The organism is Arthrobacter sp. 9V (assembly GCF_902506065.1).
GTDB lineage: Bacteria > Actinomycetota > Actinomycetes > Actinomycetales > Micrococcaceae > Arthrobacter.
Genome location: NZ_LR732912.1, coordinates 3,180,238 through 3,205,907 on the forward strand (window position 1 = coordinate 3,180,238; position 25,670 = coordinate 3,205,907).

A 25,670-nucleotide genomic window follows, 5' to 3' on the forward strand; every position below is an offset into this window, starting at 1 on the left:
GATTCAATGGATCAGGAGGAAAGGAGCAAAGGTGCCGCGCAACAGCCGAGTCAGTATGCGTTTCTCCACCCAAACCCTTCTCCTCCAGCTGGGTGTTGTCCTATTGGTGGTTCTGCTCAGCGGCACCGTCCACGCTTGGCTCGTGTACGAACGCATCGGTACCGAAGCCGAAAATCAAGCACTTACCCTCGCCAGGACCGTCGCCGCGGATCCTGATATCCGATCCGGCGTCCAAGCCATCAGCAAAGAAGAAGGAACGCCTCCCCCGGAGGTCCTCGCCGCCGGCAGCCTTCAAACTGCCGCTGAGGCAGTTCGGATCCGGACCGGCGCCTTGTTCGTGGTCATCACCGATGAAACCGGGTTGAGGCTTGCCCATCCTGAGACTGCACGGCTGGGTGAACGCGTCAGTACGGACCCGACAGTTGCCCTTGGAGGGCAGGAAATCACCACTCGCAACACCGGAACGTTGGGACCCTCGGCCGGGGCAAAGGTGCCGGTCTACGCGCCGGATAGCTCTGCGACGATTGTGGGCGAAGTCAGTGTGGGCTATTCCGTGGAGTCGTTGAGCAACAGCCTGGCCCGCGACATCGTACCCATTGCCCTCACCGCCGGCGGCGCCCTCCTTGCCGGTGTGCTGGCATCATTCCTGCTCCGGCGCAGGCTGCAGCGGCTCACGCTAGGCCTGGAGCCGGAGGAGATCAGCACCCTGGTTCACGATCAAGTTGCCGTACTCCAAGGCGTGGATGATGGCGTCATTGGCATCGCCGCTGACGGACGCATCTCGGTGTTCAACGCCGCCGCGGCACGACTCCTGGACATGCCGGACGCCACTGGCCAGGACTGGTCATCCACTCCGGTCCCTGAAAAGCTCAAGCAGCTCACCCGACCGGCAGCACGTGATGCGGAAGCCGTGGAAGTAGTGGCCGGCGGACGCGTTTTGGTAGCCAGCGCCCGTAAAGCCTGGCACCGGCAGGAGGACCTCGGTTGGGTGGTCATGTTGCGGGACCGCACTGAATTGCAGCAACTCACCCGCCAGCTCGACGCCGTAGGGACCATGTCCACGGCACTCCGGGCCCAACGGCACGAGTTTGCCAACCAACTTCACACCATTGCCGGCTTCATGAGCATCGGCCAGCACGATGCCGCCAAGGAGTACCTGGCCAGGATCTCGGCAACCGGGCCGCTGAAGTTCCCGGTGGAACAGGCTGAGCTGCTCCAGGACACCTACCTTCAGGCGTTCGTTGGCGCGAAAGGTGTGGAGGCATCAGAGCGCGGCGTGACCCTCCGCGTCGGACCCGAAACACTGGTCCGTGGACACGTGGCCGATCCGCAGGACGTCACCACAGTGCTCGGCAACCTGATCGACAACGCGGTGAGCGCCGCCGTCGCCGGCTCTTCAACCGAGCGTTGGGTGGAGGTTGAACTGCTGGACGACGCCGCCCAAACCGGCGGGACATTGCACATTGTGGTGGGCGATTCAGGAGACGGTTTGCGGAGCCTGGAACCGGAGGAGATTTTCGCGGAAGGATTTACGACGTCGGAACACCCGGTACGCTCGGGGGCTGGACACGGTTTGGGGCTGGCACTGGTGCGGCAGCTTGCGCGGCGGCGTGGCGGTGATGTCCGCGTCCTGGAGCCCGGCACACAGGGTGGTCCGGGCGCCGTGTTCATGGCCACTATCCCCGGCGTCATGGATTCCGCGGAGCAGATGGGCACGGAGCAGATGGGCACGGAGCAGATGGGCGCGGGGCCTGTGGGCACTGGAGCGGACGCAACGTTGAGGGAGGACAACAATGGCTGAGGATTTGCGCGTGTTGATTGTGGACGACGACTTCCATGTAGCAAGGCTCCACGCAGCCTTTGTGGATTCCGTGGCCGGTTTCATGGCATTGGCGCCTGCCGGGTCCGTGTCCCAGGCATTGCAGGCAATTCACAGTCTTCGTCCCGATCTTGTGCTGTTGGACGTCTATCTGCCGGACGGCTCCGGCTTGGACCTGTTGGGTCAGTTGGATGTGGACGCCGTGATGCTGACGGCCGCCTCTGATGCCCAATCCATCAAGGTTGCCCTGCGGCGCGGAGCGTTGGGCTACATGCTGAAGCCCTTCACCGCCGAATCCCTCTCCCAACAGCTGAGATCCTATGCACGGTATCGCCGCATCCTTGGGCAGCAAACAGCCGTTGACCAGGTCACCATAGAACGCGCCAAACGCTCCCTGATTCCAGGCGACGTCACACCGTCAGCCAAACCCCGCTCAGCCACGGAAGCGGCGGTCCTGGAGTCGTTGCTTCCCGGCGAGCAATATTCAGCTGCCGAGGTGGCCGAGAGGGTGGGCGTGTCCAGGGCCACGGCGCAAAGGTACCTGTCCTCGCTCGCCGACGACGGCGCCGTCGAAATTCAACTGCGCTATGGAACCACGGGCCGCCCGGAACACCGCTACGGCATCCCCGGCTGACCCAAGTAAGGGACAGCAAACGCTCTTATGAAGGCCCAATGGAGCGTTTACTGTCCCCCAGTTGGGTGGGTTAGGCGGACTTTTGCGCCACCAGCTCGATCTCCACCAACATTTCCGGGTCGAGGAACGGCAGGACGTGCACCAGGGCCAGGGTGGGGCGGATCTCCCCGAAGACTTCGCCGTGCGCGCGGCCGGCATCTTCCCACTTGCTGATGTCCGTCAGGTACAGCTTGGACTGCACAACGTCCTGGTAGGAGAAGCCGGCATCTTCCAGAACAGCGCCGAGCTTTTCCAGGATGTACTTGGTCTGGGAATAGAAGTCGTCGCCAACGATCCCGTCAGGTCCGGAAGCAGCCGTGGCCGAAATGAAGAGGGTGTTGTCCACCTGGACTGCACGGGAATATCCAAGGGTCTGTTCCCAAACCGAACCCGTGCCGAATGTCTTGCGCATGCCGCGCCTTTCCTGTCGCTTCGCACGGTCCGGTGACCGGCGTTTACGAAGGAAACTTTATGACTGCGGGAGGTCCAGCCGGTAAACGAACAGCTTTATGTCGGTCCCGGGGACGAACCAGTCGCGGTGCGGGGCACGGTCAAAGCCCGTTCGCGCATACAGAGCGTTGGCACTTTCCCACGTGGCACCTGTGGTCAGGGAGACTGCGTTGATTCCGTCCATGGACTTTGCCTGCTCCACGACGGCCTGCACCAACGCGCGGCCGGCCCCCGACCGTTGGACTGCCGGATCCACCACGAGGGTACGGAGTTCCAGTTCGTCCTCGAGGCCGATATCGGAAAAGCCGCCCCCGGCCGGTGCCGCCGTTACCGAGCCGATAACCTCGCCGTTGCGCTCCGCCACCAGGATCTCGGCGTGCTCCGCGCGTCCGGCCACGTCCTGAAGCTTCTGCAGGTACGGGTGATCAGCGTCGCCGTAGTACCCCGCAGTGACGTAGGACTCCTGCGTAATCCGGGCAACGGCGTCGTAGTCTTCGGGCAGGGCGGGACGGACGGTAATCGGGGAAAGCACCTACCAATGGTAGTGGGGCTTGATGCACCAAAGGCTCCAAAAGCCCCTTTTGGTGATGGAACTATCAGTCACGTTGAGAACGCGCGACGTCGGAATGGTTGCCGGGCGCTATGCCGCCCGGTCCCGGATGGGCTGCTTTTTGTGTTGCCTCCCGTGGCGTCGAATTGAGTTGCGTTGCGTGCAGTGAACCCCGGTTTCCTGCTGTTGCGAAGACATGTCGGGCCGCTGGCGGACGTCTCCGGACCCGTGCTTGAGTTGCCACACACCAGCCGCAAAACCGTCCTGACTCGAGGAGCAACCATGACCTTGCCAGACCGCCAACTCCACCTGAACGCGTTCCTGATGAGCACCGGACACCACGAAGCATCGTGGCGTCTGCCTGAGAGCGATCCCCTTGCCTCTACCAAGGTGGAGCATTACCAGCATCTGGCCCGTACAGCCGAACGAGGAAAGCTGGACTCCATCTTCTTCGCCGACTCCCCTGTCCTTTTCGGTGAAGTGGGACGGCGCCCCGCCGGGAAGCTGGAGCCCACCGTGCTGTTGACGGCCCTCGCCGCGGCGACCCAAAAGATTGGACTGATCGCCACGGCGTCCACCACTTACAACGATCCCTTCAATCTTGCCCGCCGCTTCGCCTCCGTTGACTGGGTCAGCGGAGGCCGCGCCGGCTGGAACGTTGTGACCACTGCCGGTCCTGATGCCGCCCGGAACTTCGGCGTGGATGACCAGCCGGCCCACGCAGTCCGTTATGAACGGGCCGCCGAATTCATTGAGGTCGCCCAAAAGCTGTGGGACAGCTGGGAAGATGACGCCGTTCTGGCTGACAAAGCTGATGGCGTCTGGGGCGACGATACAAAGATCCGCACGGTGGACCACGAAGGCAAACACTTCCGCGTCCGTGGCCCGCTGAACGTCCCTCGCTCCCCGCAGGGCCATCCGCTGATCGTCCAGGCCGGGTCCTCGGAAAACGGCAAAAACCTGGCAGCACAGTACGCGGAAGCCGTGTTTACCGCGCACCAGACCCTCGCCGACGCACAGGCTTTCTACGCAGACCTGAAGGCACGCACCGCAGCGGCGGGCCGTGACCCGGAAGGGATCAAGATCCTGCCCGGAATTGTCCCGGTGATCGGCTCCACCGAAGCTGAGGCCCTCAAGCTCGAGCGTGAACTGGACCAGCTCATCAAACCGGAGTATGCCCGGGAGCAGCTGGCCAAGACCCTGCGCGTTGCCCCTGAGGATCTTCCTTTGGATCGGCAACTGCCGGCGGACCTGCCCACCGAGGACGACATTGAAGGTTCAAAGAGCCGCTACACGCTGATTGTGGAGCTGGCCAGGCGCGAACAGCTCACAGTCCGCCAGCTGATCGGCCGACTCGGTGGCGGACGCGGACACCGGACCTTCTCCGGGACACCGGAACAGGTGGCCGATGCCATCCAGGACTGGTTCATTGCACGCGCTGCCGACGGCTTCAACATCATGCCGCCGGTCCTTCCTTCCGGTTTGGAGATCTTCGTGGACCACGTGGTGCCCATCCTCCAGCAGCGCGGCCTGTTCCGCACGGAATACACCGCATCCACCCTTCGCGGGCACTACGGCTTGGCACGCCCGCAGAACCAGTACGCCGGGAACGCCCCGCAGGAGCTCACGTCCATCGGTTCAGCGTTCTAGCTGCGCCAAAGGCTCGCAGTTTTATCGCTTCGGCCAGCTCCACATAGGACCTTCCAGCGCACCCAGGCCCTTGATCCTGGTCTCGCCGAGGTCCTTGTAGAGCTCATGCTCATGGGCGGCGCCGCTCTCACGGAGGGCTTTGAGCAGGGCCTCGGAGTGGGTCACCACAATCATTTGGCTGTTGGCACTGGCCTGGACGATCAGCCCGGCCAGAGCCGGCATCAGGTCAACGTGGAGGCTGGTCTCTGGTTCGTTCAGGACCATGAGCTCCGGTGGCCTTGGAGTCAGCAAGGCTGCGGTGAGGAGGAGGAAGCGCAGGGTTCCGTCGGAGAGTTCGGCGGCTTTCATGGGCCGCAGCATTCCGGGTTGACGGAGCTCCACGCTGAACCGTCCGTCCGTGACGGCGATTTCCAGCCGGCTTCCGGGAAAGGCGTGATCGACGGCGGCATCCAGCTGCCGCTCGAAGCCCACCTCGCGAAGTGTTTGCAGAGCAGCCGCGAGGTCCTTGCCACTGTGATGGAGCACGGGTGTGCGGGTTCCGAGCTGTGCCTGCCTCGCGGGAGCCTCGGCGTCCGTGCGGAAGTGATCGTAAAACCGCCAGGAACGGACGGAGTCACGGACACGCAGGACTTCCGGTGCCCTGTCCTGGTCCGAGACCTCCGTCAGCAGGCTCTGGAAAGTGTCCAACCGCCGGGACAGTTCAGTCCACTCGCCGTCCGGTCCGCGTAGCTTGGCCAAGCTCCCCTTGCGGTCCACCAACAGCGATCCCGGCCGTGCAACGGGGCCGGAGAAGATCTGTTCCCGTTTGATTTCAGGATCCAGGCTGAAAGCCGAGGGGCGGGAACGGCCGGTTTCCGGGTCAAAACCGGCGCCGCTGGACACCGGCATACCGAGGTCCACCAAGTAGCCGAAGTCGTCGCCGGAGTAACCCAGTTTGAGGTTGACCGATTCGCGGCGGACTGTCCCTTGGACGGGTACTTCGCCACGTCGCATGGCTTCGCTGATGGACTCAGGGCCGGCCCACAGTGTGGAAGCCAACCCACCATCCCGGGCCAAGGAGCCCACTACGTTTCCGGAGTCTCCTCCGGCGCACTCGGCCAACAGCCGCAGCGCCCGGTAGAGGGAGGACTTCCCGCTGCCGTTGGCCCCTGTAACGATGTCCAAGCCGTGCAACTCCATGGCAAGATCGCGGATGGAACGGTAGTTGGCAATGGCGAGTGCTTTGATCATCGATTGAGGGTCACCTGTTGAGGATCACTGCCGGTGGATTGTCATAGTGGAAACTTCCCGGACAGCTCCAAGGCCCCGGCGCACATCCACGATGCCAAACGGTCCTCCGTGCTTGGCCCACCAGCTAGTGGACTTTCCAGGCGTGGACGGCGAACCCAGCACCCTGCTTCTTCCGCTATCAAGGCCCCTGCAGCAAAGTCGTGTTCGTTGAGGCCGCGTTCCCCGTACGCGTCAAAGGTGCCGTCTGCCACCAGGCAAAGGTCCAGGGCGGCCGACCCGAGACGCCGGACATCGGCAAAACCGTCCATGAGCCCGGCGAGGCCCTCCGACTGACTGGCCCGTGTTGCGGGGTCATAACTGAAGCCCGTTGCCAAAATGAGCCCCGTCCGCCCTGGGACCGGACCGGCCAGAGGCGTCACTACTCCCCCGGCCTCCATCCATGCGCCCAGCCCGCGGGCTGCGAAGTAGATGCGGCCCAACGCCGGTGCGTGAACAACGCCGGCCTGCCAGACGCCGTCGGAGTCCGCCACCGCAACGGAGGTGGCGTAGTAGACAATGTTTCGGATGAAGTTGGTGGTCCCGTCCAAGGGATCTATGGACCATCGGTACCCCGAGGGCTGCTCGGGCCGGGTAGTTCCGTGTTCCTCCCCCGTGATGGTGTCATGCGGACGCTCGGCAAGGATCGCTTCGCGGACCGCGTTCTCTGCCGCGACGTCGAAAGCCGTGACCCAGTCCCCCGCCTCACCCTTGTTGCTGGTTTCCAGGCCCTTGCCGCCCGTGCCGGTGGCAGAGCGCTGAGCGAGTACGGCTGCACCCGCAGCCGCTGCACGCTTGGCTACGTCAAGCAGTTCCTTTGCGTCGGTCATTGCGACGCCGCTTCCGCTGATGGCTCGTCCACAGGAATTGTTTCGTCCACCACAGTTGCTTCCTCCGCAAGGGCAGCTTCGTCCAAAGCAGCTTCCTCAGTTGCTCCTTCGGATACAGTTCCGGCCTGAGCCGGTCCGTTCGCCAGGAGCTCCCGGAAACCGTCCTCGTCCAGCACCGGGACGCCAAGCTGTTCGGCCTTGTCCAGCTTGGTGCCGGCACTTTCACCAGCCACCAAATAGCTGGTGTTCTTGGAGACGGACCCGGAGGCCTTGCCGCCCCGGATGATGATGGCTTCCTTGGCTTCGTCACGGCTGAAGTTGGGCAAGGTGCCCGTGACTACCACAGTGAGCCCCTCAAGCGTCCGCGGCATGGATGTGTCCCGTTCGTCCTCCATACGCACCCCGGCAGCGGCCCAACTGTCCACAATTTCGTTGTGCCAGTCCACGGCGAACCATTCCTTGAGCGCCACGGCAATGGTGGGACCTACGCCATCGACGTGAGCCATCTGCTCTTCGGTGGCGTTGCGGATGGCGTCCATACTGCCGAACGCGGTGGCAAGGGCGCGTGAGGCTGTGGGCCCCACGTGCCGGATGGAGAGCGCCACCAGGACTCGCCAAAGTGGCTGCTTCTTCGCTTTCTCCAGTTCCACAAACAGTTTTTCCGTGGTGGCTGTGGGCTTGGACGGAGACTTTGCTGTTCCCTTGGTGTAGAAGTACGGGACCAGCTCATACTCACCTGTACCCACGCCCTTGGAACGCTTCTCCCTGCGGATCAGGACGTCCTTCAGGTCATCGCGCGTCAGGCTGAACAGCCGGGCTTCGCTGGTCAGCGGGGGTGTTTCCGGCTCCGCAGGTTGGGTAAGGGCAATGGCTGCTTCCCACCCGAGCGCTTCGATATCGAACGCACCACGGCCCGCGAGGTGGAACACCCGCTCCCGCAACTGCGAGGGGCAGGACTTGGCGTTGGGGCAACGAATGTCCACATCGCCTTCCTTCGACGGCGCCAGCGGAGTGCCGCACGACGGACATTCGGTGGGCATCACGAATTCGCGCACCGGCGGATCCTGCTTGTCACGCAGCGCCAACACGGGCCCAACGATCTCGGGAATGACGTCCCCCGCCTTGCGGAGAATCACGATGTCGCCGATCATGACACCCTTGGCCTTGACTACGTCCTGATTGTGCAGGGTGGCCATCCCAACGGTGGATCCGGCAACCTTCACCGGCTCCATCAGGCCGAAGGGAGTGACACGCCCCGTGCGGCCCACGTTGACTGCGATGTCCAGGAGCTTGGTGTGGACTTCCTCAGGCGGGTACTTGTACGCGGCAGCCCATCTGGGCACCCGGGACGTGTAACCAAGCGCCCGCTGGGTGGCGAAGTCGTCAATCTTGACCACAATGCCATCGATCTCGTGCAGGAGCTTATGCCTGCGCTCCCCGTAATCGGCAATGTACTTCAGGACGTCATCGAACGTATCCAGCACCTTGAGGTACGGGCTGACGGGGAGCCCCCACTCTTCGAGGAGCTTGTATGTTTCTGATTGGCTCTTGGCATCCAACCCTTCCCGGGCGCCGATGCCGTGGACAAACATGCTGAGGGGGCGCTTTGCGGTCTCCGCAGGGTCCTTTTGCCGGAGTGAACCCGCGGCAGCGTTGCGGGGGTTCGCGAGCGGCGCCTTACCGGCAGCAACCAGCGTTTCGTTGAACGCCACGAAGGCCTTGGAAGGGATGAAAACTTCGCCACGGATTTCCACCTCGGAGGGGTACCCGGACCCACTGAGCTGCCGTGGGATCTCCTTGATGGTGAGGACGTTATGCGTGATGTCTTCGCCCGTGGTGCCGTCGCCGCGGGTTGCAGCACGGACCAGTTTCCCGTCCCGGTACAGCAGATTGACGGCAAGGCCGTCGATCTTCAGCTCTGTCAGCCAGGCGATGGGCGGGACCGAATCGCCGAGCTTCGCCACCGATGCTTCGGCCTTGCGGACCCAGGCTTCGAGCTCGTCCAAGGAGAAGACGTCGTCAAGACTGTACATCCGCTGCAGGTGCTCCACCGCTGCGAAAGCAGAAGAGACCTCGCCACCAACTTCCTGGGTGGGCGAGTCATTGGAGACAAGCTCCGGATGCAGCGCTTCCAGTTCCTCCAGCCGGCGATAGAGTTCATCAAACTCTGCGTCGGAAACCGTTGGCGCATCCTCTTGGTAATAGGCGTAACGGTACTTACGGACGAGGTCCGCCAATTGCTCGTACTCATCCCGCAGGGTCTCCGACGGCGGAGTCCCCTCCTCCGCGACGAGAGCCTCGGCGGCTTCCTGGCTTGTGGTCTCTACCGGATCCGGATTCTCTGGTGTGCTCACAGGTCTATCTTGCCGTAACCCGCCGACAATTAAAGAGCCGTTAGTGCGAGGAGAGCCGGTTCTTGCTCCACAGTGCGAAAGCGAGCCCTCCCAAGCCCACCAAGAGAACAGCCCCCAGAAGCCCGAAGAGGCCCAGCATGTTCGGACCCGAGAAGGAGCTCGACGCCATAGCAGCCGCCTGCGTCTGCTTGTCCTTGCCTACCGGTGTGTTCCAGTTGGAGGAAACAGTCGGGCTTGCGCTCGCGGACCCCGTACTCCCCGAGGGGGTTGCGGAGGGCGTATCCGATGGCGTTGCTGACGCTGACGCGGTCCCCGCGCTTGCGCCGGGATCGGCGGAGTTCGACGCCGGATCGGCCACCTGTGGTGCCACCGTTACCACTTGGGGCACCGCGGGTTGCTGCGGAACCTGAACGGGAGGCGCTTGCACAGGCGGCGCCTGAAGAGGAGGTGCTTGCACGGGGGGTGCAGGAGCTTGATGCGTCTCCCGCTCCCTGGTCGGCTCCGGTTGGGGCAGCGGTTTTGTATCCTCCTCCGGAGCCAGCCCGGGTTGCGTGGGTTTTGGGTCGTCGGAACCCTCAGTGGGCGCGCAGGAGAATTTTCCGTTGCAAGGGGCAGCTTCAGCGGCTGCAACGGGCGCGAGCAGCAATCCAACGGCAAGCAGCGTGGCTGGAATGAGGGGGTGTCGCATGTAGTAGCCTCCTAGCTACGGTTTTCAGGCGGCATGGCGATTTGGAGCTTGCGTACCTTTCCACGTCCCACGATGTACCCGCGACCCGGGATGAAGTCCTTGCTGATCCGGCCCAGGGAGGTGTTGAGCAGTGTATCGCCCTCCACGTCACCGGGGTTGAGCAGGAGCCCTCGGCGTCCGGATTTGAACGGCTGCGCAAGGGACCAGGCCTGAGACCAGGTGGAGGTTTCGGACTCGCCTACCACCCACTGATCAGCCTTGATGGCCGCCGTTACCAGACGTCCCACGCCGGATTCCGCCAGTGTATCCGTGAACTCTGTCAGGCCTTCGATGAAGATGGCCATGGTTCCAGGGTTGTCCGCGGCTTTATCGATCAGGTCATCCACCACGTCCGAGACCTCATCCGGACCCACCAGAGACCTGCTCCAGATGTTCAGGGATGCCACTGCGGAGCGCCGGGAACCAATGTAGATCAGGTCGGTTCGCGGGTTCGAACGCCGCAAAGCGTAGGCCAGGGTGACCAGTGCCACTGTGCGTCCTGCACCGGGAGGTCCGGCCAGCAGGAGGGATCCCTTGGCGGCGATGGCCGCCGAACCCAGTGTTTCGTCGTCCACACCAATGACGGGGTTGTCCGGAGCGCCGCCGGGGAGGATGTCCAGGTCCACCAGCTCCGGGAGCCGCTGGATCTGAGGCGCCTGCTCGAGGCCTTGGCGGAGCATCGCCTGGCTGAGCTTGGCCACTTCACGGGCTTGGAGCGCAAGGTTGGAGTTGCCCCCCAGCACGGCGAGCTGAACTTCGAGCCCGTCCAACAAGCCACGTCCGGGAGGCGAGGCTGCGGTGAGCACATCCTTGGGAACGTCAAGGGTCATGTAGTCGTCTTCGGAACTCAGACGCAGGACCAGCCGCTTCTGGATTGAAGCAAGGAGCGACGCCGGAACGGAGTTGGTGCGGTCGCCGCTGACTACCAGGTGGATGCCCAGGGGACGTCCGTCAGTGGCCAGTGTCAGGAAGATGTCCCATAGCGCGGACAAGTTGCTGTACTCGTAGGACTCACGGAAAGAGGACATGCCGTCCACCAGGATGAAGATGCGCTTCTCTTCGGGCCGGTTTGCCAGCTGCCGGTATTCGACGATGGTGGAGGCCCGGACCTCGGCAAACCGTGCAGCGCGGTCATCCGCCACTTCCTTGAGCCAGCGCAGGAGTCGCCCAACACGCTCTACGTCGTCGCCGTTGATGATCTCACCAACATGGGGAAGGCCATCAAGCATTTTGAGCCCTGATGAACCACAGTCCACACCGTAGACGTGCACGGGCCCGCCACGCGGGGTGACAGCGGCTGCGATGGCAATCCCGCGCAGCGCCGCTGACTTACCGGATCCACCCGTGCCGTAGACGGCCATGTTGCCGTCCTTGTCCGGCTCGTAGAACACTGTGGGCTGGTCCTGGTGGGCGGGGTCATCTGCCACACCCAGCAGGAGGCGTTCATCGGTCCGCGGATTGGGAAGCTTGGAGAAGTCGTAGGTGGTGGCGAGCTCGTTGAGCCATGGCTTCCGGGGAGGTTCGATCGACAGGACGTCAGCTGCCCGGATGATGTTTCCGGTCATCCTTGCAATGTCGTTGGGCCCGGCTGGTTCTTCTTCCACCTGTGACTCCAGAGGAGGTTCCCACGTGGGGCCGGATCCGAACGCCATCTCCACGATGTCGATCCTGGGACGCTGCGGCTTTTCGGTGGTCCAGCCGCCGGCGTACCCGGTTTGGAAGCCCTGGATGCGGCCGGGACCGGTCTTCGCAGCGCCACGGCCCGGGATGGACGGGTCAAAGTAGGCTGCGGTGGGAACACCCAAAATGTCTGTTGCGTCCACTTCGTCGGCCATTCGCAAGGCGACGCGAAGGTTGGTGTTGGCGCGCAGATTGTCCTTGATCACACCGGCAGGACGTTGCGTGGCCAGAATCAAGTGCAAGCCCAGGGAACGGCCACGGGCGGCCACATCCACCACACCATCAACGAACTCGGGCACTTCGGTAGCCAGAGCGGCGAATTCATCCACGATGATGATCAGGTACGGGGGCGCCTCAGGATCGGCTTCGCGTTGCAGCGCCAGAAGGTCCTTGGCTTTCTTGCGGTTCAGGAGCCGCTCCCGGTAGTGAAGCTCAGCGCGGAGCGAGGTCAGCGCCCGGCGCACCAGGTGCGGGGACAAGTCTGTGACCAGTCCGACCGTGTGCGGCAGATGCAGGCAGTCGGCGAATGCAGCACCGCCCTTGTAGTCCACGAACAGGAAGCTGACGCGGTCCGGGCTGTACGCGGCGGCCATGCCCATCACCCAGGACTGAAGGAACTCGGACTTGCCGGCACCCGTGGTACCACCCACCAGTGCGTGCGGCCCTTCATTCTTGAGGTCCAGGTAGAACGGTTCCACACCTTTGGAACCAACCAGCGCACGGAGGCTGCCGTTGTCCTTCCGGTTGGGCACGGCCGTTGCGTGGACGGAGTTGTTCTCCTGCCAGCGCTCGGCCACAGCCTGGGGGTTGTCCATCAGTTCCTTGCCGATCAACGTGGCGTAGGAGACGGCGCGCGGGAGGTCGGAGTCGTCGTCGAGCGGGTTTCCAACATCCACCAGAGGCGACATCATGCGCGCCAACTGGGTGGCGAGGTCGGCATCGAGGCTTTCGCAACTCACCGGGTACGTGTGGCGGCCCAAGCGGACTTGGCCCGTGGTGGTGCCGTGATCGCCGTCCACTGACAGGAAGTCACGGCATGCGGCCGGGAGGGACTGCACGTTGGCGGCCACCCACATGATGTGCACGCCGTAGTCGGGGCCGCGTTCCACCAAGCGCGTCAGCCGTCCGCGGTCCACGGGGGCGTCGTCCTCAACGATCACCAGGACGGCCGGAACCACCGGCCCCGGAATCTCTTCGTGCTCATTCTTGAGTCCGGGGCGCGGGTGCGGTCCGGGCTCCTTGGCCAGGGACTCGCGCTCTTCAATAAGGCTTTCGAGCCTGGACAACAAGGCAGCACCGGCACCGGGGCCGGCAGCCAGGTGATCGCCGGTAATGGGGCTGTGGCCTGAACCAACATGCGGGAGCCATTGCAGCCAGTCCCACCTTTCACGGGAACGCGCCGAGGTCAGTGCTGTGAGGACGACTTCAGCGGGCGAATGAAGCCCCACCAGTTGCAGGACCATGCCGCGGGCTACGTCATCCACCACGCTGCGGTCGCCGGCCACGCCGAACGAGCCCGAGGTGCGCAGTTGCGAGACAATCGGAACGCCCTCAATGACACGGACCTGTGTGAGGCACTCTTGGATCTCCCGCATGTACTGCGGCTCGGTTTCGTTGGCACCGGGTTCCTCGAACTGGATGCGCGAGGGTGCCGAGCCCAGCCCGAAGCGGACCCCCAGGAAGTGCTGATGCTCGGGCCGGTGGGTCCAAAGCAAGGGACCGAGCTTGTAGATGGCATCAACCGTATCGCTCACGGACGGCGCTTCCTGGAGCCTGACAGCGCGCTCAATATTCTGCTGCTTGTCTATGTCCTCGCGGAAGGCCAGCATGGCGGCTTTGAACTGTTTGTGGCCTTCCTTGGCCTGCCGCTTGCTTTGCATCTTGTGGTCCACATAGTGCCCCACAATGAACAGCGGCATCATGGCCATAAAAATCACGGACAGCAGGTTCTGCGTGAACGCGAACAGCACGCCGCCCATCAGGAGCGGCGCAATCAGCATGATGTACGGGAAGGGCTGGTGTTCCGGGCGCTTGGGACCGGCAGGCGGTACACGCTTGGGCGACTCGAATCTGGGCAGCACACGCGGCGAACGGTTGAAATCCACCAGCGGTGACGACGGGCCGCCGCCGTGGTTGCGGGACAAGGCCACAACGCCCACTGAGGTATCGCCCAAGGTCACGGTGTCCGAGGACTCCAGCGTTGCCCGCGTGACCGGCAATCCATCCATGAGGAGTCCGTTGGCGGAGTTCGTATCCACGATTTCCACGGTTTCGCCCACCGTGATGCGGGCATGGCGCTTGGAGGTCAGAGGGTCCGACAACCGGATGTCGGCGTCCCGGTCCCGGCCGATGTAGCTGGTGCCGAACGGCAGCGAAAACTCGCGTCCGACGTCGGGCCCTGACATGACGCGCAACGTCGCCGCCGCAGGTCCCCGGCTAATGCCGTTGGCGTGTCCGTTGGAGGCGAACTGCTCGCTCACCTGTGCCAGGGAGACCTTGGACCCGGGCCGCAGGCCGGACTCCAGCAGGTTGTCCGTGGGCCGCAGAACGTGGCCGGAGAGGCCGCCGCCAACAAAAGCCTCGTCCACACTGATGGAAAGGTTCGACGGCGGTTCGGTCCCCTTTCGTGCGGGGTCGGCCGCCCACAGTTCGGTGGCAATGTCAGCCACGGTGGCGCGACCATCCACCGTTACGGCGAGGTCCTTTGCTTCCGCAGGGTCACGCCGCAAGGTCAGGCGGAACTTCATCCTTCGTCGACTCCACTCATTTTTTCAAGAAGATGCAGGTCAGCCGGGGTCACAAGGTGCGAGGTCACGGCGTGTTCCACCAGTCGCGCGCGGCGGTTGGTGGCAAGTTTTCCAACGCCGCCGCGCAAGCCCACTACGCCTACCCGGTCCAGTTTGTCGCAAACGTTGTCCAGTTTCCTGTTGAAACGGGTCAGCGCCCAGCCAAGTCGTTTGGCTGCCTCGGCAGATGAGGGGATGGCACTGAACCCGGTGCCGTCGCGACGCAACATGGGCTCGGCCAGGGCAACAATGAGCGCCTTCTGCGAATCGGTGAAGACCACCGGTCCAATGGTGGTGTCCCCCGCCTGATCCTCATCGCGGGCTTCATGCCGGAAGGAGGGCGTCTTCAAGTGCACGGCAAATTCGTACGTGGTGGGTCCGGCAGTGAAAATCACGTTGGTGTGACTGAACACCAACGGGATCCTCGCACCGGGAGCCAGCCAGGCCTGCATGCCGCCGGAACCGTCAGCCACAGTTGCGGACAACATGCTGCCCACGTTACTGAGCCACCACATGCCGTCGTAACGGGCTATCTGCAGGAAGCGCCGGTGCAGGTACGGGTTGTCATCAACTTCAAGGTCACCTTCGCGTCCAATATCGAAGATGTCCTCGTCGGATGGTTCGTACCATTCACCACAGAAATCTATTGCTAGATCCCCCATGATCTGTGCCTCCTTGGTTGGCGGAAAGTTGTTCGCATATGCCGGCTACTCGTCCAGGCAGGCGATGGAATCCGGCCCGCCGGGTGACGCGGAGCCGTCAGCGCGGACAATGATGGCCTGCACGCAAATGGGTGGTTCCTCCAGCCCGGAGAGGAACGCTTTGCCGGTGGAGCTGTTCTCGTAGACGCCTTCAGATTTCGCAGATTTGACGCGCCATTTGAAAACATCTCCCGGCATCGGCTGCGGGTTCGTCCAGGAGAAGACGATGATATTGCGGTCCTTGGCATCGCGTGCTGCCGACATTCCCGCGACCTCCGGAACACTGCCGTCGCTCAAAGCGTCGGCCGGTGGTTTGCTGGACGTTTCCGTCGGCGCCACCTTGGGCTGCGCCTGCGCACCCAACACCACGCCAACCACGATTGCCACTACCAGCACCGCGGCACCGGAGGCAGCAAGCCAGAGGTTGCGCTTGCTGTGGTCTGCCGGCGGAGCATCTTCCTGGCCTACCGGTGAGGCCCCGGCAGGAACAGTGGAACGGCTGACTGTTGCCCCGGGATCATCCTGCGGTTGCGAGGGCTGCCAGCCGCGCAGAACCGTGGATTCTGCAGTGTCCGGCTCGGCTGGGCCGTACTGGGCACCGGGGGCTGTGTACGCTCCCGGTGCCGTATATCCGGGCGACGCCGGCGCGTGGAACACCGGCGGAGCGGTGGCACCGGCCTGCTGGACAGGTTGCGCGGTGCTGGAAGGTTGGGCGGGCCGCTGGGAAGGTTGGGCGGGCCGCTGAGCCGGCTGCGCGGGCCGCTGGGTGCCGCCCGGAGCTGTGGACGGGAAGGTTCGCGCCGGGAACGTAGGTGCCGAGCCCGTGGTAGCTGTTCCCGAAGCGTCGGGATCGATCGACGCGATGCTCCGGACACGGGTTTCCTCGAAGTTGTCATCCGGATGCTGCTCGTCGCCATGCCCGGGTTCTTCCAGCACCTCGAAAGGCGTCACGGACAGGTTCAATTCAGCCTGGATCCGTTGGAGTGCCAGCGCGAAAGCGTGCGCGGATGAATAGCGGGATTCCGGCGACTTGGCCATGGACGTGGCCAGTACCAGCTCCAGGGACTCCGGAACGTCGGCACGTCCCAGCCTGGGCAACGGTGAGTTGGTAATGCGGGAGATCAGTTCCCGCTGCGAGTTGTCCTGTCCCGGGAGGACAAACGGCGAGCGACCCGCCAGGAGCGTGTACAACGTTGCGCCCAGTGCCCAAACATCTACGGGAACGCCATCTACGGCGCCGCCGCGGAACTGCTCCGGCGGGGACCACGGGATGGACATTCCTGCGTCATCCTCGGTATCGGCGCCAATGGTTCCGGAGATGCCAAAGTCCGTCAGGGCAGGCCGGTTGTAGTCGGTCACCAGGATGTTGGCAGGCTTGATGTCGCGGTGCACAATACCGGCCCTGTGAGCGGTCTCGACGGCGGAAGCCACTTGGATGCCGACGGCCAAAACCTCGTCAACGCTGAATCTCTGACGACGATAGCGGACGTCCAGGCTCGGCCTGGAGCAGTACTCCATGGCGAGGTATGAGTGTCCGTTTTCGGTGATCTCGGCTTCGAAAATCGTCACGATGTAAGGATGTGACGACAACTGGGCCATGAGGTTCGCTTCGGACTCGAAACGGCGGCGTGCCCCTTCGGTCTTCAGATCGGACAACAGCACCTTAACCGCTACTTTTCGGCGCGGGCGATCCTGCTCATAAAGGTAAACATCCGAAAAGCCACCGGAGCCGAGCAGGCTGATGTACTTGAAACCCGGAATGGGTGGAGGCGGCGCAGGGGGCCTCTTGGAACTCAAAGAATCTCCTCGAAACGCAATGAAATGTTGTCACCCAACTCGGCGATGTCGCCGTCCAGCAGGATAGCCATCTCATTTTGGGCAAGCCGACGTGGTGCCTGGCCCTCCCGGATGAGCACGGTTCCGTTGGTTGCCTTCAGATCGCACAGCATGACGTGCCAACCTTCCAGCCGGACTTCAACGTGGGAGCGGGAAATGTCACCTCCCGGGCTGTCCACTTGGACCAGACGCGGCATGGTGCCGCCCTGAACACGGGACACAGAGGGCTGCCGGCCAATGATGAGCGACTGGTCCAGGTCAATCAGCTCACCTGTTGAAAGGCGCATCCTGCCCAGGCGTGGACGTGGTACATGAACCGCGTCTCCCGTTACGGGTATTCCGCATACCGAACACTGCGGATACGTGGGCGGGTTGGCGTGCCCTTTGGAGCACATTCGTGCCAAAACGCTGGGCCCTGCGACCGCCGGCGCATCCGTGCCGCCAGGAGCATCTTTGGCGCCTCCGTCAACTGCCGTAGGAAGGCTGCTCTTCATGATGGTCTGGCCGTCATGATCCGAGTCCTCATCCGGCGGGGTGTCCTGGGGGGCCGGATTCCAAGCTGTTGGTACTTGTGGCGCGGGCGGGGCTGCGGGGCCTGGCTGGGCAGCCTGCTGCTCACTGGCGGATCCTGGAGTGGAAGAACCACTGCGCAGCCACGGAACCGAGTCAATCAGCCCACTGGACGGCGCTGCTGCGGACACACTTTCCTCGTGAACCCGCGGTGCAGAAGCCGGCGCAACAGGAACAGGCCCGACGGCGGACCCTCCTTGCGAACCATGATCACCTGTTGCTTCGGCTGACGGGTTCAGAGCCGGGGGTGTTGGGGCTTGGGGTGTCTGGGCTTCCTGTGCCGTCGAAGCAGGCGAGCCGTGATCCTCAGACCCCTCATCCGTGCGGACAGCGGCATCCTCGATGTTCCGCATCACCGTCTTGTCCCACAAATGGTCATAGTTGGTGGTGTTTTCCAGCGAGGGAAGTAAAGGATCCGTGGTACTGGTGTGGACCGGGACGCCGGATGTATCCGAATCCGTCCCTGAAGCTGACTCCCGCTCCGCCACAGGCTCGTCTTCAGATGCGCTCTGGTCTTCAGATGCAGGCAGTTCTTCAGGCGCTGCGGGTTCCTCAGGCGCTGTAGGTTCCACAGCCGCTGCAGGTTCCACAGCCGCTGTAGGTTCCACAGGCGCTGCGGGTTCCACAGCCGCTGTGGGTTCCACAGGCATTGAGGGCTCCTCCGGCGGTGTGTGGCCGGGTGCGATCGTCAGGCCGAGGTCCGCCTCCGTGAAACCGATCATGGTCTCGTCGGACACCGTCGCGGGCTGTACTACGGGCGCGCTTTCCGCACGGCCTGAGGTTCCGCCCGAGGCGTCCAGGGATGAAAGGAGGACCACTCCCTCCCCCACGGGGAGACTGTTCAGGGTGGAGCTGTTCAGGGCGGAGCTGTTCACGGCAGCGCCGTCCCCGATCCGCACGCTATAGGCGGTGGCATCCGCGAGCCGGCGTTCGGTCCACGTGGTGACGTCGCGCCCCGAGACTCGTTCCTCGCTGCCGCCCTGCTGGGCGCCTCCGCCCAACTGCACCACGAGTTCCAGGTCTCCCCGGAGAAACACCCGGAGAGCGTCTTTGGAATCAATAATCCCGAAGGGCGGGATACGGCTCAGGGAAACACCAAAGGCCTCCGTCACCTCATGGAGGACTTCGTGGGCCTCCGGTGCGGATGCCAGCAACTCCCAGACGGTGTCGATCAAAGCGTGCGGTGTGTCGGGGCCAAGAAGCACCACCGTTCCATTCCGCACAACACCAAACCACTCACCCTGCTGGTATCGGGTCAGTGAAAGGCCGTTACTGCTTGCCATCGATGCCTTCCTCCTGATCAGCCCCGGAAACCTCATCGGTGCCGTTCACCCACGCCCGGGGAAGGGTGTCTTCTTCAACCTCGGAGGAAACTTCAGGACGGGGCGCAGTGATGGCGATCCCGGCGTCGTTCAAAACGTTCTTTGCGTCCACCACGATGACGGTGACGTTGTCCCTGCCGCCGCTCCTCAGAGCAGCCTGAATCAGCGCGTCCACAGCATCCTGTGGATGGGCAACGGTGCTGAGTATGCGGAACATATGATCATCGCCCAATTCGCCGTTAAGGCCATCTGAGCAGATCATGATCCGGTCGCCTTCCTGGATGGGAAGCAACCAGAAATCGGCCTCTGTCTCATCGCCGGTTCCCAGGGCACGCGTCACCACGTGGCGGCGGGGGTGGACAGTTGCTTGCTCGGCGGTGATATCCCCCGAGTCCACCAACTCCTGCACCTCGGAATGATCAACGCTTACCTGTGCGAATTCCCCCTGGCTGAGGCGGTACGTCCTGGAATCGCCGATGTTCATGACCAGCCAATAAGGCAAGCCCATCTGTTCCACCACCACCACTCCGGACAGGGTGGTCCCTGCGCGGGCACCTGTGGCGTCCCGGATGGCAGCGTCGGCCTTCAACAGGCAGGACTGGAGGTCCGCTGCTGTCGCGGTACGCACGCCTGTGGACAATTCAGGGGCGCTGCCCAGTGCCCGGACACACATGCCGCTTGCGATCTCCCCGGCTTCGTGCCCGCCCATGCCGTCCGCAACGGCGAACACCGGGTCTGAGGCTATGAACGAGTCTTCGTTCAATTCACGCCGCAGACCGCGGTCCGTTCCATACCCGTAGCTGAGTCGGAAAGCAGATCCCCCTGAAGCGGGTCCCGCTTCGGCATTGGCGGGGGTGGCCGGCTGTGAGTTCATGCTTGTCCTAGGTGGAAGGAACGGTCCCCAAAGTGAACGGTGGAACCGGGACGGACAAAGCTTGCTTCGCCCGGGTGGAGCCTGGTCTGCAACCCGTCGGGTGTGGTGACGGCACTGCCGTTGGTGGAATGACGGTCTGTGACCCACACACCGTCGCCATCAACGCGCAGATGCAGATGTGTTTTGGAAATGGACCTGCCAGGGTCAGTAACGGGCAACAGTTGCTCCACCGATTCCCCGGGCTGCGGTGCCGGGTTACGGCCGAGAAGAACTGAGCCGCCCAACTGGATGTCCTGGCCATCGTCAATGCGGATCCGCAAGACGGCTTGGGCGCGGGCAGCACCCGGGCGCATCTGGGTGCGCTCTACGTCGTCGTCCGGGTGGGCGGTGACAGCAAGGGTATCTTGAGGCGTGCGCGTTACTGCCTGTGGAACTGCCGGCGCCTGCACGGCCGGGGCTTGTTCCGCCGGGTTTTGCGGCGTTGCGGTGGTGCGCGGTACTGGTGGGAATGAGGCCGACGGCGGACGCCATTGGTTGGGATCATGCGAAGGCTGAACGGCCGGCGCCGCAGGGGACGCGACGGGGGTTGCCTGGGCGGGCGCCGTTGGACCGGAAGCAATCCGGGCCGGAGCGGCCTGCCCGGGAGCCGCTTGAACCTTCGTGTTATGCCGCGTACCCGTCGCCGGGCCGGATGGTACCGGCGACGCCACAGGTTGGACCGGCGGGAGATCCATGGGAGCGAAACTGTACGGACCTTGTATGCCGCCGGTAGTCACCGGATTGCGACCCGCGTTGACGTCGAACACCAAGGCCTTTGCCGCTATGTCCTGCCAGCCCCGCAGCTTGCCCTCCTTGTCCCAGGCGTTGGAGATCACCACGAGGACAGCCCAAACAACACCGAGGAACATCAGCGGCAGGGCAATCCACAGGACCAGCCCGATCAATCCGAGGGCTGAGAGGATGACAGCAACAATGGAGCCCAGCAGCAAGAGTCCACCTGTGAGGATCCCCCGGACGAAAACGACGCCGGCCCCTGGTGCATAGCCATCAGCATCCGCACTGCGGATGCCCATGAGCTGGTTTCCGACGGTGTTTCCGGACTTCGCCTCGAGACCCAGAATGACGAAGGTGTAAAGCACGGTGACGCCCAGGCCGATGCTCCCCAGGAGGACCAGCAGACCAGTGTCATAGACGATGAAGCCGTTCCTGCGGGTCTGGGTGATGCCGGCAATACCAATAGCGAAGGTGGTTGCGAGTACGGCAAAGGGCCCCAGCCAGTCCAACACAGCCGCCCCAAGACGTTTCCCCGCCGAGGCGGGCGCCAATTCGAGCTTGGTGGTCATTGTGGTCCCTCCCCCTGGCCCCGGCATACCATCCGGCATGGTTTTTGGTCCGTGCGGCATCGGCGACGCCGGCGCCGACACTACCGAGATACTACCGGGATCGGAGAAGCCGTGCCGGTTGGCGAACTCCAACGCCGCCTTCTGGGCATGGTCGATGTTGCCTTCCTTGCGGGCACCTCGGTTATTCAGCGGTGAGCCGCATTGGGTGCAGAACGTGGCGCCCGGGCGGACGCCGTGCCGGCAAGCCGGGCACAGTTCTGTCTCATTGCTCATCAGTGGTGTCCTTCTTGAACGGCAAGGTGAATCGGCGCTTCCTCGGCTCGGTGGTGCTTTGTTGACGGCGTCGAAGGGCCGCGCGGCCATCGGACAGCAACGAACGCGGTGAGAATCGCGCCTGCTGCCGCTTCCAGAAACCCACGCTTCCGGTGATACCGGTCAGCGAAGTATCAACGATCTCCCAGTACTCCTTGACCTCGTCCTCAGTGGGCTCGCCCGCACCGAATACGGCGGCGTCGGCTCGGTGGGCAAGCAAGGTGGTGGTGGTTCCGGTGGTGGGGAAAGCATCTGCGATGACCGTGGCCGACTCGCGCCTGGTGGACTTGGTGTCGATCGAGGCACCCATATCTGTGACCAGGCTCAGCACTTCGTTCCAACCAGCGCCCACCCGCTGGGCGGGGTGGCCATCACGGAAACGCGCCTTCCGGCGTCGTGATTTCAGCAGGAGTATCAGCAGCAGCGGCAAGGCGAGAATCCCCAACGGAATCAGTGCCATGCCAATGGCGGCAAGCAAAGGACCCCAGAACAGCCAGGGGTTGTTCTTCTTCTCGTCTGCGTCCAAGGCGTCCGGGGTGGAGTCCGGCGGCAGATCCGCGGGTTCCTGCGGCGGGGGCGGCGGCTGCAGCACCTGCGGCTTGGGTTTGGACTTGTTCTCCGGGTCCGGCGGGATGGGAACGTTGTCCTTGGGCGGTGTGGGATCGAAGGAAACCCAGCCCACGCGGTCGAACGCCACTTCAACCCAAGCGTGAACGTCCTTACCCGTGATCTTGATGTCACCGGCGCCGTTCTCGGGGCTCTTGGGATCGGGGTAGAACCCCATCACCACACGGGACGGAATCCCAAGGTGGCGGAGCATGAGGGACATGGATACGGCGTACTGTTCGTCGTCGCCCAGCATCTGCTTGGCGGTAAGCATGTTGCGGACGCGTGCAGCGCTGTGACCCGGAAGGCTGGGCAGCTGCCCCTCGGCCACCAGGCCGTTGCTGAACGCACCGCTCTTTTGGAAGTGCGCCTCAATCTGCCGGACCCGGTCAATGGCCGTAGGGGCATCCTCCGAAAGCTGGTTCGCCTGCGAGGCCACAATCGGCGGTACTTCCTCCGCCTCGGGCAGCGTGAGCTTCGCGAAGTCGTACTGCGTGAGCTGTCCGTGCTCCAGCGTCCCGGGATCCGAGACCTGCACGGTGTAGCTTTCACCCTTGGACAGGCCCTTGGTGGTCACAGCAGTGTCCGTGCCCGCGTTGAAGTAGAGCCCTGAGGCTGCGCCTGAGGTGTCTGCAAAACTCATGCCCGTGGTGTGCCGTCCGCCCGGGACAAAGTAGCCCTGGTAGTCCTCCACGGTGATGTCCAACGTGTAGTTGGTGCCCTGCGCCGGGCTCCCGGAGTCCGCCAGCGTGTTCAGCGAACGGGCGTCGCCCACCTTGCTGAAGTTGCCGGAGCTGTTGGGATCCATGGTGTAGTTCAGGCCGTTGAAGGCATCCAGTGCCGCCAGCCGAACACGGGCGTCTTTGGGCAGGCCCTTGACCGTGAACAGCGTTTTGTCCTTCTCATCCTTGACGAAGCTGCGGAAGCTGGCCAGCGGGGTGATGTAATCCCGGGGATCGAAAGGCGGGACGATCGTGTTACGCAGAACCTTGCGGTCATCGCTTGCGGTAACCAACGGCGAGGCAATTGCGGTGACTCCCACCGCCACGGCAATCACGGCTGCAGCAGTTCCCAGACGGCGGAGCTGCCCGCGGCGGGCCGTAGCGGCGTCGGAATCCGGCCTGTTGGCCGAAACCGCCTTGGTGCTGTTCCTTCGCAGTACGTCGCGGCGGAACGTCGCCCACACAATGCAGACAATGGTCAGGGACACGCCGCGCTCCACGTTGAGGAAGCCCGCGCTGGTACTGAAGGCAATACCCGTGACGAAGAGAACCAGCACAGGAAGCAACGGCCAGTACGGGCTCTTCAGCCGCCATGTCAGCAGGCCGGCGGCCAGTGCCGTCACCAATGCACTTAGGAACGGCACTATCAGCATGCCGTTCGCGGTCCCCACGGGAACGCCGACAGTGAGCATGTCCTTCCAGGCAAAGACAATGCCCAGCAAGAGCGTGCGCAAGGAGTCCAGGCTGGGAAGGAAACCCACAACTGCCGAGTCCGGAACAGCAAGCGCCGATCCGAAGACCATGTAGGCACCGAAGGCCAACGCAGTGGTAATCAGCAGCCCCAGCCTGAAGTGCGCGTTCAGGACAGCAATGCCCAACCCCAGCAGCATGCCGCCAAAGCCCGCGATCAGGAAATGGGGGTCTCCCCCGAAGCTCAGCGTGAACCCCAGGACGCCGAGGAACAACAGCACCAGCAGTGCAGCGCAGTCAACAGCGAAATGCCACAGAGGCCGGCCGTCGCTGAAGATCGACCCGCCCTTTCCCCGCGCCGCGGACCTGGGCCCTTGGGCAGCGCGGGTTTCCTTTGCGCGGGCATCCTTTGCGCGGGCATCCTTCGCGCGGGGACGGAGATTGGGCGCGGTGCTCATGCTGCCGCCTTTCGGAGAACAATGGCCAGATCGTCCAGGTCGCCCACCGTAAGGACCGTCAGGTCCGCGATGTTTGCCCTCGACGGAGCCGCGCCGGGTTGGACACGCACCGCCAGGCTCCGCACCCCGGGAGGCACGGACGCGGCGGCCGTGCGCAACTGCGTGGCGGTTACATGGCTACCCACAACAAAAAACACCACGGAGGCGTTAGGGACAGTATCTGCCAGGGTTCGGGCGAGGTCGACGGCGGTTTTCCGCATGGGTGCCCCGACAATCCTGGTCATGTCGTCCAACAGGTTACGGCCTGTTTCGCAACGGAGCGGCCCCTTTTGGGTCAGGACGTCCAGGTCACGCTGCTCCCGGATGGCCTGGCGGCCAATCGAAGCGCCCACGGAAATCGCCATTTCGAACTCCGCCTCGGAGTCGTACTCATCGGTATTGATGGACAAGGAGATGGCAAGGTGCGCGCGGCGGGTTTCCTCGAACTGGCGGACCATGAGCTTGTTGGTGCGGGCAGTGGTCTTCCAGTGGATGTGGCGACGATCGTCGCCCGGAACGTAATCGCGCAACGCGTGGAAGGAAACATCCGCGCTGGACAGTTCCGTAGTAGGCATACCCTCAAGGTCGCGGATAAAGCCTGCCGCCGAGCTGCCCAGGGAAACAGTGCGGGGGTGCACAAACAAGTCCACAGGGTCCGTCCACATGACACGGCGCCGGAGCAGGTGAAGCGGGTCCGCGCGAACAGACCGGACCGGACCCACCACAATTACTGCACGCCGGGCGGTGGGAATGGTGAAAAGATCCTCATGAACCTGCGCCGGCTTCATGCGGGGCAGATGGAAAACGGCAGTATTGGAACCCACGGGGAGTTCCAACGCTGCAGGCAACAACGGCCTGGTGGAAACATTGGACACAGCAATGCTGCCCACAGCATCGTCCCCCACCGCCACCCGGGTGCGGGCCAGGTCCAGGACCACACCATACGCCGATCGGCCCACAATGAACCCGATGGCCAGGAGGAACAACAGGAACGCCACCATGGCAGCGGACTTCGCCTCCTGCCAGCCCCAGGCCTGCCCTGCCCACCACAGCCCGATTGAAGCAGCCAACACTACCCAACCGAGCAGGCTCACTACCGCCAGGACGGGCCACACGAACCTCAGCCACACAGCCCGGACCTTGCCCCACGCCGGCGAGAGGAAATCGCCCGCGGTTCCGGCAGCTTCGGCCCACACAGCGGCTGGATGGAGCTTGCCGGGCTGGCCGCGCTTGTTGGGCTGGCCGCTCTTGTTCGACCGGCCGGGACGCTTCCCCGGCTCACTGCCAGGACCGCGCAGGGAGTGCATCTTATCGCCAAGCGATGACGCTGCGCGCTTGAACGAATCAGCAGCCCTGTTCAGGGGTGTGCTGGAGGACATATGGGGGCCTTTGCTTGAACTGGATGCGATGGA

Annotated in this window: 17 protein-coding genes; 4 read left to right on the forward strand and 13 right to left on the reverse strand. The window is 63.6% G+C overall.

From position 1 onward, the window contains the following. Positions 1-55: 55 nt before the first annotated feature. Together BACI9J_RS14690 and BACI9J_RS14695 are read left to right on the forward strand one after the other, a co-directional pair. Positions 56-1,801, forward strand: coding sequence for a sensor histidine kinase (locus BACI9J_RS14690; protein WP_159736488.1), 1,746 nt, complete (start codon positions 56-58; stop codon positions 1,799-1,801). After that, the gene (locus BACI9J_RS14695) at positions 1,794-2,453 is read left to right on the forward strand and encodes a response regulator (RefSeq protein ID WP_159735024.1); all 660 of its coding nucleotides are present in this window, start codon (positions 1,794-1,796) and stop codon (positions 2,451-2,453) included. The genes BACI9J_RS14690 and BACI9J_RS14695 overlap by 8 nt, the downstream gene beginning before the upstream one ends. A 70-nt stretch (positions 2,454-2,523) precedes the next feature. Here BACI9J_RS14695 and BACI9J_RS14700 read toward each other — a convergent pair whose 3' ends face one another. Next, positions 2,524-2,904, reverse strand: coding sequence for a RidA family protein (locus BACI9J_RS14700; RefSeq protein ID WP_159735025.1), 381 nt, complete (start codon positions 2,902-2,904; stop codon positions 2,524-2,526). 57 nt (positions 2,905-2,961) lie between these two features. Further along, positions 2,962-3,474, reverse strand: a complete 513-nt coding sequence (locus BACI9J_RS14705) for a GNAT family N-acetyltransferase (RefSeq protein WP_159735026.1) — start codon at positions 3,472-3,474, stop codon at positions 2,962-2,964. Positions 3,475-3,774: 300 nt separating this feature from the next. Between BACI9J_RS14705 and BACI9J_RS14710 the strand changes: the two genes are divergently transcribed. After that, entirely contained in the window at positions 3,775-5,142 is a 1,368-nt protein-coding gene (locus BACI9J_RS14710; protein ID WP_159735027.1) for an LLM class flavin-dependent oxidoreductase, read from the forward strand. A 21-nt stretch (positions 5,143-5,163) separates the two neighbouring features. Here BACI9J_RS14710 and BACI9J_RS14715 read toward each other — a convergent pair whose 3' ends face one another. From BACI9J_RS14715 to ligA, 3 genes are read right to left on the reverse strand one after another with little or no spacing between them, the layout of a single operon-like run. Next, positions 5,164-6,372 (reverse strand): AAA family ATPase, encoded by a 1,209-nt coding sequence (locus BACI9J_RS14715; protein WP_159735028.1) that lies wholly within the window; start codon positions 6,370-6,372, stop codon positions 5,164-5,166. Positions 6,373-6,413: 41 nt separating this feature from the next. Then, positions 6,414-7,238 carry an inositol monophosphatase family protein gene (locus BACI9J_RS14720; RefSeq protein ID WP_159735029.1) on the reverse strand — a complete coding sequence of 275 codons (825 nt, stop codon included), beginning with the start codon at positions 7,236-7,238 and terminating at the stop codon, positions 6,414-6,416. Further along, positions 7,235-9,592 carry an NAD-dependent DNA ligase LigA gene (gene ligA / locus BACI9J_RS14725; protein WP_159735030.1) on the reverse strand — a complete coding sequence of 786 codons (2,358 nt, stop codon included), beginning with the start codon at positions 9,590-9,592 and terminating at the stop codon, positions 7,235-7,237. The genes BACI9J_RS14720 and ligA overlap by 4 nt, the downstream gene beginning before the upstream one ends. Positions 9,593-9,729: 137 nt before the next feature. On the opposite strand from ligA, the gene BACI9J_RS14730 reads away from it, so the two are divergent. Further along, a complete protein-coding gene (locus BACI9J_RS14730) occupies positions 9,730-10,002 on the forward strand; it encodes a hypothetical protein (RefSeq protein WP_159735031.1) in 273 nt (90 codons plus the stop codon). Between the two features lie 289 nt (positions 10,003-10,291). Here BACI9J_RS14730 and BACI9J_RS14735 read toward each other — a convergent pair whose 3' ends face one another. The 8 genes from BACI9J_RS14735 to BACI9J_RS14770 are packed head-to-tail and all read right to left on the reverse strand — an operon-like array spanning position 10,292 to position 25,637. Beyond that, on the reverse strand, positions 10,292-14,746 hold the full coding sequence (locus tag BACI9J_RS14735) for an FtsK/SpoIIIE domain-containing protein (RefSeq protein ID WP_159735032.1): 4,455 nt from the start codon (positions 14,744-14,746) through the stop codon (positions 10,292-10,294). Beyond that, positions 14,743-15,447: a hypothetical protein gene (locus tag BACI9J_RS14740; protein ID WP_141283662.1), complete on the reverse strand. Its 705-nt coding sequence runs from the start codon at positions 15,445-15,447 to the stop codon at positions 14,743-14,745. Before BACI9J_RS14740 ends, BACI9J_RS14735 begins: the two co-directional genes overlap by 4 nt. A 45-nt stretch (positions 15,448-15,492) precedes the next feature. Next, complete coding sequence (locus tag BACI9J_RS14745; RefSeq protein WP_159735033.1) at positions 15,493-17,283, reverse strand: serine/threonine-protein kinase; 1,791 nt, start codon at positions 17,281-17,283, stop codon at positions 15,493-15,495. Further along, positions 17,280-19,175, reverse strand: coding sequence for an FHA domain-containing protein (locus BACI9J_RS14750; RefSeq protein WP_159735034.1), 1,896 nt, complete (start codon positions 19,173-19,175; stop codon positions 17,280-17,282). The genes BACI9J_RS14745 and BACI9J_RS14750 overlap by 4 nt, the downstream gene beginning before the upstream one ends. Next, entirely contained in the window at positions 19,162-20,088 is a 927-nt protein-coding gene (locus BACI9J_RS14755; protein WP_159735035.1) for a PP2C family protein-serine/threonine phosphatase, read from the reverse strand. Before BACI9J_RS14755 ends, BACI9J_RS14750 begins: the two co-directional genes overlap by 14 nt. Beyond that, a complete protein-coding gene (locus BACI9J_RS14760) occupies positions 20,085-21,704 on the reverse strand; it encodes an RDD family protein (protein ID WP_159735036.1) in 1,620 nt (539 codons plus the stop codon). The genes BACI9J_RS14755 and BACI9J_RS14760 overlap by 4 nt, the downstream gene beginning before the upstream one ends. After that, entirely contained in the window at positions 21,694-24,219 is a 2,526-nt protein-coding gene (locus BACI9J_RS14765) for a transglutaminase family protein (protein WP_159735037.1), read from the reverse strand. Before BACI9J_RS14765 ends, BACI9J_RS14760 begins: the two co-directional genes overlap by 11 nt. Beyond that, positions 24,216-25,637: a DUF58 domain-containing protein gene (locus tag BACI9J_RS14770; protein WP_159735038.1), complete on the reverse strand. Its 1,422-nt coding sequence runs from the start codon at positions 25,635-25,637 to the stop codon at positions 24,216-24,218. Before BACI9J_RS14770 ends, BACI9J_RS14765 begins: the two co-directional genes overlap by 4 nt. Positions 25,638-25,670 lie beyond the last annotated feature (33 nt).